Annotated in this window: 13 protein-coding genes; 9 read left to right on the top strand and 4 right to left on the bottom strand. The window is 67.0% G+C overall.

Going from position 1 to position 11,843, the window contains the following annotated elements:
* The 3 genes from HMPREF2581_RS14190 to HMPREF2581_RS14180 all read left to right on the top strand — a co-directional run.
* A partial coding sequence (locus tag HMPREF2581_RS14190; RefSeq protein WP_177343807.1) for a cbb3-type cytochrome c oxidase subunit I occupies nucleotides 1–473 on the top strand: 473 nt, incomplete at its 5' end.
* A gap of 2 nt (nucleotides 474–475) precedes the next feature.
* Nucleotides 476–697 (top strand): hypothetical protein, encoded by a 222-nt coding sequence (locus tag HMPREF2581_RS14185; protein WP_003108719.1) that lies wholly within the window; start codon nucleotides 476–478, stop codon nucleotides 695–697.
* Between the two features lie 91 nt (nucleotides 698–788).
* A complete protein-coding gene (locus tag HMPREF2581_RS14180; RefSeq protein WP_003139903.1) occupies nucleotides 789–1,946 on the top strand; it encodes a CBS domain-containing protein in 1,158 nt (385 codons plus the stop codon).
* Here HMPREF2581_RS14180 and HMPREF2581_RS14175 read toward each other — a convergent pair.
* Nucleotides 1,934–2,797: a LysR family transcriptional regulator gene (locus HMPREF2581_RS14175; protein WP_003139905.1), complete on the bottom strand. Its 864-nt coding sequence runs from the start codon at nucleotides 2,795–2,797 to the stop codon at nucleotides 1,934–1,936. The two genes, HMPREF2581_RS14180 and HMPREF2581_RS14175, sit on opposite strands and share 13 nt — an antisense overlap.
* Nucleotides 2,798–3,081: 284 nt before the next feature.
* Here HMPREF2581_RS14175 and HMPREF2581_RS14170 point away from each other — a divergent pair, with 284 nt between their 5' ends.
* Nucleotides 3,082–3,357: a hypothetical protein gene (locus HMPREF2581_RS14170; protein ID WP_003098204.1), complete on the top strand. Its 276-nt coding sequence runs from the start codon at nucleotides 3,082–3,084 to the stop codon at nucleotides 3,355–3,357.
* Nucleotides 3,358–3,405: 48 nt separating this feature from the next.
* Here the strand turns inward: HMPREF2581_RS14170 and HMPREF2581_RS14165 are convergent, their stop codons facing one another.
* Complete coding sequence (locus tag HMPREF2581_RS14165) at nucleotides 3,406–4,611, bottom strand: GGDEF domain-containing protein (RefSeq protein ID WP_003132751.1); 1,206 nt, start codon at nucleotides 4,609–4,611, stop codon at nucleotides 3,406–3,408.
* Between the two features lie 248 nt (nucleotides 4,612–4,859).
* On the opposite strand from HMPREF2581_RS14165, the gene HMPREF2581_RS14160 reads away from it, so the two are divergent.
* From HMPREF2581_RS14160 to HMPREF2581_RS14150, 3 genes are read left to right on the top strand one after another with little or no spacing between them, the layout of a single operon-like run.
* Nucleotides 4,860–5,864 (top strand): GlxA family transcriptional regulator, encoded by a 1,005-nt coding sequence (locus HMPREF2581_RS14160; protein WP_003088040.1) that lies wholly within the window; start codon nucleotides 4,860–4,862, stop codon nucleotides 5,862–5,864.
* 22 nt (nucleotides 5,865–5,886) lie between these two features.
* The gene (locus HMPREF2581_RS14155) at nucleotides 5,887–6,129 is read left to right on the top strand and encodes a DUF1272 domain-containing protein (protein WP_003088038.1); all 243 of its coding nucleotides are present in this window, start codon (nucleotides 5,887–5,889) and stop codon (nucleotides 6,127–6,129) included.
* Between the two features lie 4 nt (nucleotides 6,130–6,133).
* On the top strand, nucleotides 6,134–7,303 hold the full coding sequence (locus HMPREF2581_RS14150; RefSeq protein WP_003139908.1) for an MFS transporter: 1,170 nt from the start codon (nucleotides 6,134–6,136) through the stop codon (nucleotides 7,301–7,303).
* A 58-nt stretch (nucleotides 7,304–7,361) separates the two neighbouring features.
* Here the strand turns inward: HMPREF2581_RS14150 and nfuA are convergent, their stop codons facing one another.
* Both nfuA and HMPREF2581_RS14140 read right to left on the bottom strand, forming a co-directional pair.
* The gene (gene nfuA, locus HMPREF2581_RS14145) at nucleotides 7,362–7,946 is read right to left on the bottom strand and encodes a Fe-S biogenesis protein NfuA (RefSeq protein ID WP_003088034.1); all 585 of its coding nucleotides are present in this window, start codon (nucleotides 7,944–7,946) and stop codon (nucleotides 7,362–7,364) included.
* 122 nt (nucleotides 7,947–8,068) lie between these two features.
* The gene (locus HMPREF2581_RS14140) at nucleotides 8,069–10,357 is read right to left on the bottom strand and encodes a fatty acid cis/trans isomerase (RefSeq protein WP_003139911.1); all 2,289 of its coding nucleotides are present in this window, start codon (nucleotides 10,355–10,357) and stop codon (nucleotides 8,069–8,071) included.
* A 361-nt stretch (nucleotides 10,358–10,718) separates the two neighbouring features.
* On the opposite strand from HMPREF2581_RS14140, the gene tsi1 reads away from it, so the two are divergent.
* Nucleotides 10,719–11,237: a type IV secretion system immunity protein Tsi1 gene (gene tsi1 / locus HMPREF2581_RS14135; protein ID WP_003139919.1), complete on the top strand. Its 519-nt coding sequence runs from the start codon at nucleotides 10,719–10,721 to the stop codon at nucleotides 11,235–11,237.
* A 41-nt stretch (nucleotides 11,238–11,278) separates the two neighbouring features.
* Nucleotides 11,279–11,743: a type VI secretion system effector peptidoglycanhydrolase Tse1 gene (gene tse1 / locus HMPREF2581_RS14130; RefSeq protein WP_003088027.1), complete on the top strand. Its 465-nt coding sequence runs from the start codon at nucleotides 11,279–11,281 to the stop codon at nucleotides 11,741–11,743.
* Nucleotides 11,744–11,843: the final 100 nt, after the last annotated feature.

Here is an 11,843-nt window from a genome sequence, read left to right as displayed (position 1 = left end):
CCACCTTCGAAGGCCCGATGATGGCGATCAAGACGGTCAACTCGCTGTCCCACTACACCGACTGGACCATCGGCCATGTCCACGCCGGCGCCCTCGGCTGGGTGGCGATGATCTCCATCGGCACGCTCTACCACATGATCCCGAAGCTCTGGGGCCGCGAGCGGATGCACAGCGTCGGCCTGATCAACGCGCACTTCTGGCTGGCCACCATCGGCACCGTGCTGTACATCGCCTCGATGTGGGTCAATGGCATCACCCAGGGCCTGATGTGGCGGGCGATCAACGAGGACGGCACGCTCACCTACTCGTTCGTCGAGGCGCTGGTGGCCAGCCATCCGGGCTACGTGGTGCGCCTGCTCGGCGGCGCCACCTTCGCCAGCGGCATGCTGCTGATGGCCTACAACACCTGGCGGACCCTGCGCAGCGCGCAGGAGCAGCGGCAGCCGGTCCTGGCGGCCGGCCAGGGGGCCTGAACATGCTGTTGTCCCTGCTGTGCCTCTCCACCCTGGTGCTCGGCCTCGCCCTCAGCCTCGCCGGCAGTACCCGCGAGGAACGCGAGCAGGCCGCCCTGCTGCCGTTCGCCGACGATCCCGAGGCCGCCCGCCGGGTCGCCCGGGATACCGGCAAGATCTGCCGGCAGGTGGTCCGCCCCCTCGAGGAATCCCGCGAGGCCGCCGGCCCGCCGTTCCTCGCCTGAACCGACTCCATCATCCAGGGATGGATGCCTCCAGCACGAAAGTGCCTTGCGGGGCCGGCAACGGCCCCTTTCTTTCGCTTCGAAGAGTTCCATGAACGACTCCCCCAGCACCGCCGTACGCACCTGGCTGAAAGGCTTCCGCCCCCTGACCCTGAACGCTCGACCGCGCGACTGCCTGCGCGCCGGACTCGGTGCCTGCATCGGCGCGCTCGCCGCGGTATTCGCCTGCCAGGCGTTGTTCGGCAGCGAACTGGCGCTGCGCCTGGCAGCGCCGCTCGGCGCATCCGCCGTACTACTGTTCGCCCTCGCCTCCAGCCCCCTGGCGCAACCCTGGTCGATGCTCGGCGGCAACCTGGTCGCCGCCCTGGCCGGCGGCCTCAGCGCCTACTGGTTCGGGCACGAACTGGCCCCGGCCCTGGTCGGCATGGCCCTCGGCATGCTGCTGATGTTCGCCCTGCGCTGCCTGCATCCGCCGAGCTGCGCGCTGGCCCTGAGCGTGGCCCTCAACCCGTCCCTGAGCGAACTCGGCATCGACGTGGTCTGGCCGATCCTGCTCTCCACCCTGGTGCTGATCGGCTGCGCGCTGCTCTACAACAACCTGATGCGCTCTCCCTACCCGCGCCCCTACCAGCCGCCGCGGGCCAATCTCCATGGCACCCGCGACCTGGCGCCGAGCGCGCGAACGGACTTCTCCGCCCGGGACCTGGACCAGGCGCTGCAAGACTTCGGCGAATACGTCGACATCACCCGCGACGACCTCGAGCGACTGATCCACCACACCGAGCGCTACGCCTTGCGCCGGCGCATGGGCGAGCTGACCGCGGCACGGATCATGTCCCGCGACGTGCAGACCGCCAGCACCGAGACCTTCATCGACGACGCCTGGAAGCAGTTGCAGGACCACCGCCTGAAGGCCCTGCCGGTGCTCGACGAGCATCGGCGGCTGGCCGGCATCGTCACCCAGAGCGACCTGCTCAAGCACTTCCGCCCCGACGGCAGCCCGTTCAAGCGCCTGCGCTTCCTGCGCGGGACCAAGCTGAAGACGATCATGACCACCCCGGTGGTCTGCGTACAGGCCGACACCCACGCCGTCGAGCTGGTCTCGCTGCTATCCGACGAAGGCCTGCACTGCCTGCCGGTGCTCAACGAAGCTGGCTACCTGGTCGGCATCGTCAGCCAGACCGACCTGATCGCCGCGCTCTACCGCAACTGGCTGCAGCACCTGGGCCAGGCCGATCAGATCACGTAGTCCCAGCGCTGCGACCAGTCGCTGTCCTCGCGGACCACTTCGCGCAGCAACTGGAACGCATGGCGCAGGGTCGGCGACAGGCGCTCGCGGGAGTACACCAGGTAGGTGGGGTAGGCGAACTCCGGCGCCTGCTCGACCCGTTGCAGGGTGCCGCCATCCAGGTAGCTGCTCACCACCCGGGTACGGAAATAGCCGCTACCGCCGTTCTGCATGATGTACTGCAGGGCCAGCGGCCCGAGGTTGCAGGCCAGCGCGGCCTTGGCCCGGTCCGGCAGCGCGGCATCGTGCTGGCTGCGGAAATCCGGGCCCCAGTCGACATAGAGATAAGGCTCCGCGGATACCACGGAACGCACCATCACCAGCTTCTCCTCCAGCAACTGCTCGACCTGCAGCCCTGGCCAGTATTCCGGCTGGTAGACCAGCGCGGCGTCCAGCGCGCCCTGCTCCAGTTGCTTGAGCAGTTCGGCGCCCTGGCCGATCTCGACCCGCACGGCGTGGCCGGGAATCGCCTCGCGCAGGCGCCGCATCCAGTTCAGCAGCAACGGATTGCACAGGCTGACCTCGCCACCGAGGTTGAGCAGGTTGCGGAAGCCGTCCGGCAGCGGCAGGTCGCGTCGCGCCGCATCCCAGGTCTGCACCAGTTGGCTGGCGTAGCCGAGGAAGTGTTCGCCGTCGGCGGTCAGGCGCGCGCCCGCGCGGTTGCGCACGAACAGCCGGCAGCCGAGTTGCCCTTCGAGGTTCTGGATGCGCGCGGTGACGGCCGTCTGGGTCAGGTGCAGGCGTTCCGCGGCAGCGACGAAACTACCGCTGCGGGCGATCTCCAGGAAGGTACGGGCGAGGTCGATATCCATGCGAAGCGGTCCGCTGCCACAGGTGGGCCGCCATTCTAGGCTGTGCAGGCGCGGGCGGCGAGCGCAAGGCGGCCTGGCCGCGCTCCTGGAAATCTGCGACAAAACACCGCGCCTAACCGCTTCGGCACGCCTAAACCCTTCGAAAAAGCGACAACCTGTTGCACAAACGCGCCACGCCGTGACTTTTTCGCTTTCGAAAGCATCAGTTAGCGTGACCGAACACGGTGGAGCCGGGAAGCGCCACCCATGTTCCACACAGACATGAACGAGAGAGACCGACTCCCATGAACGCTACGCTCCGTTTCAACGAGGCTTTGCTGATCACCGGGCGCGCCTTCCAGCCATACCAGTGCGTTGCCTGGTCCGAGCTAGGCAGTGACGGCGGCCTGAGCCTGTCCGTAGTCGATCGCACCGGCACCCGCCTGCTGGGCCGTGCACGCATTCCGAGCTCCGCCTACTCCGATCCGGAGCAGCTTGCCGGCCTGCTGCAACAGGCACGCGAAGAACTCAGCCACAACGGCTACAACCTGCAGGACTGGAGTATGCCCAGCCAAGGCTGAGCCGCTCCATACGACGAAAGGCGCCCACGGGCGCCTTTTTCGTTTCCTCTATTCGAGGCGGTCGTGCTGACGGAACGCCACGCGCACCGCGTTGCGCCCTGCATCCTTGGCCTCGTAGAGCGCGCGATCGGCCTCGCGATAGAGCGCGTCCAGGCCCATGCCGGAGGTCGAATAGGCCACCCCCAGGCTGATGGTCAGGCAGGGGCCGGCGCTGGAGCCCAGGTGCTCGATGCCCAGCGCCTCCACCGCCTGCCGCAGGCGCTCGGCGATGGCCAGGGTGTTGCCCTCCTCGCTGTCGTAGAGCAACACGGCGAACTCCTCCCCGCCCAGGCGCGCGGCGATATCCAACGGCCGCCGCGCGCCCTGCCGGAGCACGACGCCAAGCTGGCGCAGGGCGGCATCGCCGGCCGGATGCCCGTAGTGGTCGTTGTAGGCCTTGAAGTCGTCGACATCCACCAGGATCAGCGCCACCCCCTTTTCTTCGCGGGCGCCCTGCTCCAGGGCCCGCTGGGCGAGCAGCTCGTAGTAGCGTCGGTTGACCAGGCCGGTGAGGCTGTCCTGTTCGGCCATCATGCCCAGCAGCCGCCGGCCGAGGAACTGCTCGCGCTGGGCGTAGTCCTGCAGGTACAGGGCGAACGAACAGATCAGCACCACCAGGCCGTTGTAGAGCGTATTCAGCAGGTTGGTGCGCAGGTTCTCTTCGCCGCCGAAGAGCAGGAATACCGCCAGGTTCAGGGCCAGGCACAGCAACGCCAGGCGCACGCAGGCCCAGAACGCCAGGCCGAGTGGGAAGAACACCGCGAGGATGCCCAGGGTCGCGCCCAGTTGGGTGAAGCGCGGCACCCCATGCCACTCGAACAGCACGTCGCAGGCCAGCACCGCCAGGTTGATCAGCAGCAGGCAGTAGGGCGCGATGGCATCGCCGACCTTGCGCAGGCTGGGCAGGAAGGCCGCCGGCCAGACCACCAGCAGCAGGCCGATCATTCCCAGGCGCACGCCCAGCAGTTGCTCGAACAGGTTGGGATGCAGGCGGATGTCCACCATCAACCAGTCGGCCACGATGAACAGCGTCCAGATCAGGAACGCTACCCCGATGGCAGCACGCCGCTGCATCAGCGAGTTCCAACTGAGAAACTCGCGAAACTCGTTTTCCAGCTCCTTTTCGAACCGCAACCAACGAAAACCGTTGCGCAACTGGCGCGCATACGGATTATCCGGCAGACCAGCCTGTACCAGGCCGTCGCGTGCAAGCATGCTGACTCCCCTACCTCGGACCGAACGCTGGAACAGGCCTGGACGACAATACCCTGGCGCCTCTACAGCGATGAGTCAAAAAGCCATCACCCGTTACCAGACAATAGGGCATGCGGCGTGCCGAGGCGATACCAGCCATCGGCGCAGCGGGACGCCCCGGCGAGCGAATGGCAAGATCCGTGGGCCAACTGGCATTGCGGCCAGGTCCGAAGGACGCCAGACTGCCGCCATCGCCATGAGGTCATGCCATGCCCGAACCACGCCTGATTGCCTGCCTGATCTATCCCGACGTGATGAGCCTGGACGTGACCGGACCGCTGCAGGTATTCGCCTCGGCCAACGTCGAACGCCAGCGCCAGGGTCTGCCGCCTTTCTACCGGATACAGGTGCTCGGCGAGCGTAGCGAAGCGGTGCCCAGTTCCGCGGGCATCCGCATCTGCGCCGACCTCGCCTGGCGCGACTGTCCGCCGGAAAGCCTGGACACCCTGTTGGTGCCCGGCGGCCTCGGTGTCGAGGCGCAGACCCGCAACGCCGACCTGCTCGCCTGGCTGAAAGCCGCCGAACCGCGCATACGGCGGCTCGGCTCGGTGTGTTCGGGAGCGCTGATCCTGGCCGCCGCCGGGGTTCTCGACGGGCACCCAGCGACCACCCACTGGGCCGACGTGGCGACGCTGCGCCAGGGGTTTCCCGGCGTCCATGTGCAAGGCGACCGCCTGCACACCTACGACCCGCAGTGCCGCGACGGCGACGCCCACATCTTCACCTCGGCCGGCGTCACGGCGGGAATCGACCTGGCCCTGGCGCTGGTCGAGGCCGACCTCGGCCGCAGCCTGGCGCTCAGCGTCGCGCGACGCCTGGTGATGTTCCTCAAGCGTCCTGGCGGCCAGGCCCAGTTCAGCGCCTGGCTGACCCCGGAACCGAGCCGCACCCCGCGCCTGGCCGCGCTGCTGGAGTGGATTCCCGCCAACCTCGCCGGCGACCTGTCCCTGGAAGCCCTCGCCGACCGGGCCTGCATGAGCCCGCGTACGTTGTCCCGGGTATTTCTCCAGGAACTGGGCGTGGCGCCCGGTCGCTACGTCGAGCGGGTTCGCCTGGAGGCCGCGCGCGCCCTGCTGCAGGACGCCCAGGCATCGATCGCTACGGTGTCCCGGCTGTGCGGCTTCGGCCATCCGGAAAACCTCCGGCGGACGTTCCACAAGCATCTTTCGGTCAGCCCCCAGGAATACGCCGAACGCTTCGGCATGCTGGCCTGACGCTCCTACCGAGGACCTTCCCATGCTGGAACTGCGCCCCAACTGCGAGTGCTGCGACCGCGACCTGCCCGGCGACAGCGGCGACGCGCTGATCTGCACCTTCGAGTGCACCTTCTGCCGCGATTGCGCGACGACCCGCCTGGGCGGCCAATGCCCGAACTGCGGCGGCGAACTGCTGGCCCGGCCAAGGCGTCCGCGGGATGCGCTGGTCCGTCAGCCCGCCTCCAGCCGGCGCGTCGTCAGGCCCGGCGGTTGTCCGGAGTGACGCCATGCTGCTACGCAACCCGACCCTGCTCCTGCTGTTCTGCGGCCAGGCCCTGTACTGGTCCTGTTCGCTGATCGGCATAACACTGACCTCGCTGGTCGGCGTCCAGCTGGCGCCGTTGAACAGCCTGGCCACCCTGCCCCTGGCCCTGCTGGTGCTGGGCAACCTGCTGGCGGTGCAGCCGTTGTCGCACTTCATGCAGCGCCACGGCCGACGTCCCGGGCTGATGCTCGGCGCCGGCGGCGGCGTGCTCGGCGGTCTGGTCTGCGCCGCCGGTGTCTGGACTGGCGATTTCCTCTGGTTCTGTCTCGGCGCGCTGGGCATCGGGGTCTACCAGGCCTCGGCCATGTACTACCGGTTCGCCGCGCTGGAGGCGGTGGATGCCGGGCGGAAAGGCCGCGCCAGCGCCTACGTGCTCGCCGGCGGGGTACTCGCCGCGCTGCTGGCGCCGAGCCTGGCGCTGTGGTCGCGCAACGCGCTGGCCCAGCCCTTCGTCGGCGCCTATCTGCTGATCGCCGTGCTGGCCCTCGCCGGCCTGCTGCTGATGGCCCTGCTCCGCGAAGGCCAGGCGCCGCGCCCGGCACGACTCGCCTGGCGCGACATAGGCGGCCTGTTGCGGCGGCCGGTGGTCCGCGCGGCCATCGCCTGCACCGCGGCGGGACACGGGTTGATGATCCTGATCATGAACGCCACGCCGCTGGCCATGAGCTTCTGCGGCCTGCCGCTGGAACAGTCGAGTCGGGTCATCCAGTGGCACGTGCTGGGAATGTTCCTTCCGGCGTTCTTCGCCGGAGCGCTGGTCGACCGCATCGGCAACCGTCGCGTCGCCCTGCTCGGCGCGTTCCTGCTCGCCGCAAGTGCCGGCATCGCCCTGGGTGGACAGTCGGTCATGCATTTTCTGCTCAGTTCGCTGGCCCTGGGCAGCGGCTGGAACCTGATGCTCATCGCCGGCACCACCCTGCTCGGCGAGGGCCACGCCGAAAGCGAGCGCGGCGCCGCGCAAGGATTGATGGAGCAAGGCAACAGCCTGGTGGCGGCGCTGATGTCGTTCGGCTCCGGCGCCCTGATCACCAGCCTTGGCTGGAACGCGGTTAACCTGCTGGTCTGGCCGGCGCTGCTGGTGGCGCTGGCACTGCTCTGGCCGGTACGGCGAACGCGGACGCTGTCGCGCTGAAACGCCGGCAACGAAAAAGGCGACCTTGCGGTCGCCTCTTCTGCTTTACGGAAACGCCTCAGTAGTAGGCGTTCTCCTTGTTGCTGTGGTCGGTCACGTCGCGCACGCCCTTCAGTTCGGGAATACGCTCGATCAGGGTCTTCTCGACGCCATCCTTGAGGGTCATGTCGACCATCCCGCAGCCCTGGCAACCACCGCCGAAACGCAACACGGCGATGTTGTCCTCGACCACGTCGACCAGGCTCACCTGTCCGCCGTGGCTGGCCAGGCCGGGATTGATCTCGGTCTGCAGGTAGTAGTTGATGCGTTCGGTGATCGGGCTGTCCTCGTTGACCATCGGCACCTTGGCGTTCGGCGCCTTGATGGTCAGCTGGCCGCCCATGCGGTCGGTGGCGTAGTCCACCACCGCGTCTTCGAGGAAGGGCTCGCTGACCGCATCGATCCAGGCAGTGAAGTCCTTCAGGGCGATGGCGGTGTCCTCGACCTTTTCCTCGCCCGGCTTGCAGTAGGCGATGCAGGTTTCCGCGTACTGGGTACCCGGCTGGGTGATGAAGATACGAATGCCGATACCCGGGGTGCTCTGCTTCTCCAGCAACTCGGCCAGATACGCTTGGGCAGCTTCGGTAATGGTGATGGCGCTCATGGCAACTCCTCGCAAATATGACGACAGTTTACGCCAATCGGTACTTGCGGATAAAGCCCTAGTAAATTAGTAGGAATAATTCGCGATAACCGACCCACCCCTTGCGGAGCGGGTCGCGACACTCAGAGGTTCTCGTAGCGATTCATGTCCAGCGCGCCCGCCTCGACCGGTTCGGTTTCGCGGATGTACGCCTCCAGATCGTGGAAGTAGCTCCAGAACTGCGGATTGCTGCGGCGCACGCCCCAGCGTTCGACCACCTTGTCGAAGTCCTCGCTACTCTTCGCCGCCTCCAGGGCGCCGACGAAGGCCTCGGCATCCGTCGCCGGCAGATCGAACATGAAGTTCGGATAGCTGGACAGCACGCCGGGGTAGATCGTCAGGGTGTCCAGGCCCGGCTGGTAGCGCAGCGACTCGCCGAGCATGAAGGCGACATTGCTGTGCGCGCGGTTGCGCAGCACGGTATAGATCTCGCGCTTGCCGCTGGACGTACGTATCCGCAGCATGGTCGCCTCGGGGAAGCGCTCTATGACCTTGAGGCCGGCCGCCGGCCGGCTGACCAGGCGACTGAAGGCCTGCTCGGCGTCCTGCAGTTCGCGGTCGATGCCCGGTCGATAGCAGTTGCCGTCCAGGCAGCGGTTGATCGGGTCGGGGCGCGCATTGAGGTCGCCGTAGCGACGCAGCAGTTCTTCGGCGAAGGCCTTCTTCGGCTGCTTCTCCGGCAATCCCAGCGCGCTCGGCGTGTCATCGTCGAAGGCCTGGTAGTCCATCCACATCTTCAGCTTGCCGCTGTTCTGGTACCAGTCGTCAAGCAACGGCTGGCGCGCGTCGACCGGCATCAAGCGGAGGAAGTTCTGCTCGGCGCCGTTGCGGATCAGGTCGAAGTACAGGCGCGTCTGCGCCTGGTGCGAGACGTTGCCGAAGACATCGAAGTTCACCACCAGCCCGTAGTAGGTTCGCTCGAACAGCGGGTAGTCCATCAGCCACAGGGTCTGCGGTACCTCGCCAAGCAGGCCCTTGCGCACCGAGGCGCTGTCGAACTGGCGGAAGATGCTCAGCAGGGCGTTGTCGTTGCCGTGCCAGATCGTGTTCCAGGTCGGCGGCGGCGCGTCGGCGTAGACGTCCTGGCGCAGGTCTTCGTACTCGTTGCGCTTGTCCCGGTAGGCGCTCCACAGGCCGAGCAGGTTCTTCAGCTCGTCGATCTGCCCCGGCAAGGCCAGCAGCGGCTCGCTCTGCGCGCGGAAGTTGGCGTCGGTGACGAACAGGTCCTGCTCGGGGTCCTGGAATACCACCCAGAAGTTGTCGCGGATCACGTCGGTGGCGATCTGTCCACGGCACACCGGCCCGCGGATGAAGGTACGGGTGAAGTACTCGGCGTTGTCCAGCATGAACTGGTAGCGCGCCCGTGGCGGGATCGCGGCGAAGGTGACGAACGGGTTGGCGCGGCTCTGCACGCCGTAGCCGGGAACCTTGTCGGTGTTCCACTGGGTGCCGAAGAACAGCTCCTGGACGCGTTCCAGCTTCTTCGCCGTCAGCGGATAGGTGATGTGCGTCTTGTGGACGATCACGCCCTGGATCGGCCAGAGGCGGTAATAGAAGCTGTTGCCCGGATCGTCGTTGGGACGCCGGGTCGGGATCGGGTCGATCGGCTGGCCGCTGGGCGTGCGTGAACGCACCAGCTGGAAGAAGTGGCCGGGCGCGCCCTGTTCCGGGAAATACAGGTGCGCCAGGAACAGGTGCTCGTAGAGCCAGCGCGAGACCAGGCTCTGCTTGGCCCCAGGCTGGTTGAGGAAACGCTCCCAGCTGGCCACCTGGCGCGCCTCGGCGGCGGTCGGCCGCAACGGCTGCTGGTCGACCGGGGCGCCCGCGGCCAGCCACTTCTGCAAGGTGGCGTATTCGTCGTCGCTCAGCCCGGCCACCGCGAAAGGCATGCCGGAACCCGGGTTCTTGCGGATGAACGCATCGATGCTGGCCGGCGTCGGGCACTGGTTGGCGCGGTTGATCGAAATGTCCAGGCCTTCGGGGATCTTCGCATTCGGCTGCAACGGCTGGCTGTGGCCAAGCTCGAGCATCCGCGCCATCAGTGCGGCCTGGCCATCCTGCGATTCGAGCACCGACCAGAAGTCCTTGCGCCGCCAGGCGTCGGCACCGTGCGCATCGAGGTACAGGCGGGTGGTTTCCTGCGCCTTGGTCCGCGTGCCGTCGTAGACCGGCAGTTGGTTGGCGCCGCGCTGCGCGCCCTCGGCGCTGCTCAGGTTGAGCTGGCAGGGCGAATCGTAGCAGGCGTGGCAGGCGACGCATTTGGCGGTAAAGATCGGCTGGACGTCACGGCTATAGGAAATTTCAGCAGCGGAAACAGACTGGATAAAAGACGACAAAACGAAGGCCAACCCAACCAACGGTCTTGGCAACATGAACCACTCCTCACTCGGGGACGGGCGATTCTAGCAAACCCGCCTCTCTACGCCGCACTTTCACAACGGCGGGCGAACGCGCCCCGGACATGAGCCGCCATTTCGCCAGCATTCCACCGGCTTCGGCCGCCACGTATGCTAGCCGGGCTCCCAGGCCCGCCCTGGCGATCAAGGACGATGACTTCGAGGAAACAGGGATATGTTTCGACTCGCCGCGCCCCATCCGCGCCGGTTCGCGTGCGCCCCACGTCCCCTCTTCGCCGCTTTCCGCCTGCTGTCGTCAGGCGGCGCTTCCGTTCGCGCCCGGCGCGGCCTGGTCCATCCTTTCGCCGCCCTGGCGGCCCAACGGAGAACCCGCCCCATGAAACTGCTCGCCGGCAGCTTCGCCGCTCTCTTCCTGAGCCTTTCGGCCCAGGCGTCGGACTGTACTTTCACCCAGCTGGAAATCGTGCCCCAGTTCGGCTCGCCGAACATGTTCGGCGGCGAGGACGAGCACGTCCGCGTGATGTTCAGCAACGAGGATCCCAACGACGACAACCCCGATGCCTTTCCCGAACCGCCGGTCTACCTGGCTGACCGCGACAGCGGCAACGATTGCCGCATAGAGGACGGCGGCATCTGGTCGCGCGGCGGCGTGTTCCTGAGCCAGGACGGCCGGCGCGTGCTGATGCATGAATTCAGCGGCTCCAGCGCCGAGCTGGTGTCCTACGACAGCGCTACCTGCAAGGTGGTGCACCGCGAGGACATCTCCGGCCAGCGCTGGGCGGTGGACAAGGACGGGCTGCGCCTGGGTCAGAAATGCTCGGGCGAATCCGTCGACAGCTGCGCGAAGGTCGTGACGCGTTCCCTCGCGCCGTTCTGCCAGACCGCAAAGAAATGATCCGGGCCGGAGCGCCCCTTATCGACACGCATAGGTGACACATGGACAGTCTCGATCAATGCATCGTCAACGCCTGCAAGAACAGCTGGGACAAGAGCTACCTGGCCGGCACCCCGAACAAGGACAACTGTTCCGGCTTCGTCCAGTCGGTGGCCGCCGAGCTGGGCGTACCGATGCCCCGCGGCAACGCCAACGCCATGGTCGACGGCCTGGAGCAGAGCTGGACCAAGCTCGCCTCCGGCGCCGAGGCCGCGCAGAAGGCGGCCCAGGGCTTCCTGGTGATCGCCGGCCTGAAGGGCCGCACCTACGGGCACGTCGCGGTGGTCATCAGCGGTCCGCTGTATCGGCAGAAGTACCCGATGTGCTGGTGCGGCAGCATCGCCGGCGCGGTCGGCCAGAGCCAGGGCCTGAAGTCGGTCGGCCAGGTGTGGAATCGCACCGACCGCGACCGCCTCAACTACTACGTCTACTCCCTGGCCAGTTGCAGCCTGCCCAGGGCCAGTTGATTCAGGCCGTGCTGCGAATGAGCCAGACTCATTCGCAGCACGATTCCCCACGAGCATCCCGACTCCACTCGCCCGTCCCTTCTCCGCCCGCCTGCGCACT

Source organism: Pseudomonas sp. HMSC057H01 (assembly GCF_001836405.1).
Lineage (GTDB): Bacteria > Pseudomonadota > Gammaproteobacteria > Pseudomonadales > Pseudomonadaceae > Pseudomonas > Pseudomonas aeruginosa.
The sequence above is the reverse complement of the archived record's forward strand: the minus strand, read 5'-3'. Positions and strand labels throughout refer to the sequence as shown.

Bases quoted from the DNA above. Each gene is read 5' to 3' on its own strand.
- HMPREF2581_RS14185 (WP_003108719.1), top strand. From the start codon at position 476: ATGCTGTTGTCCCTGCTGTGCCTCTCCACCCTGGTGCTCGGCCTCGCC.
- HMPREF2581_RS14180 (WP_003139903.1), top strand. From the start codon at position 789: ATGAACGACTCCCCCAGCACCGCCGTACGCACCTGGCTGAAAGGCTTC.
- HMPREF2581_RS14175 (WP_003139905.1), bottom strand. From the start codon at position 2,797: ATGGATATCGACCTCGCCCGTACCTTCCTGGAGATCGCCCGCAGCGGT.
- HMPREF2581_RS14170 (WP_003098204.1), top strand. From the start codon at position 3,082: ATGAACGCTACGCTCCGTTTCAACGAGGCTTTGCTGATCACCGGGCGC.
- HMPREF2581_RS14165 (WP_003132751.1), bottom strand. From the start codon at position 4,611: ATGCTTGCACGCGACGGCCTGGTACAGGCTGGTCTGCCGGATAATCCG.
- HMPREF2581_RS14160 (WP_003088040.1), top strand. From the start codon at position 4,860: ATGCCCGAACCACGCCTGATTGCCTGCCTGATCTATCCCGACGTGATG.
- HMPREF2581_RS14155 (WP_003088038.1), top strand. From the start codon at position 5,887: ATGCTGGAACTGCGCCCCAACTGCGAGTGCTGCGACCGCGACCTGCCC.
- HMPREF2581_RS14150 (WP_003139908.1), top strand. From the start codon at position 6,134: ATGCTGCTACGCAACCCGACCCTGCTCCTGCTGTTCTGCGGCCAGGCC.
- nfuA (WP_003088034.1), bottom strand. From the start codon at position 7,946: ATGAGCGCCATCACCATTACCGAAGCTGCCCAAGCGTATCTGGCCGAG.
- HMPREF2581_RS14140 (WP_003139911.1), bottom strand. From the start codon at position 10,357: ATGTTGCCAAGACCGTTGGTTGGGTTGGCCTTCGTTTTGTCGTCTTTT.
- tsi1 (WP_003139919.1), top strand. From the start codon at position 10,719: ATGAAACTGCTCGCCGGCAGCTTCGCCGCTCTCTTCCTGAGCCTTTCG.
- tse1 (WP_003088027.1), top strand. From the start codon at position 11,279: ATGGACAGTCTCGATCAATGCATCGTCAACGCCTGCAAGAACAGCTGG.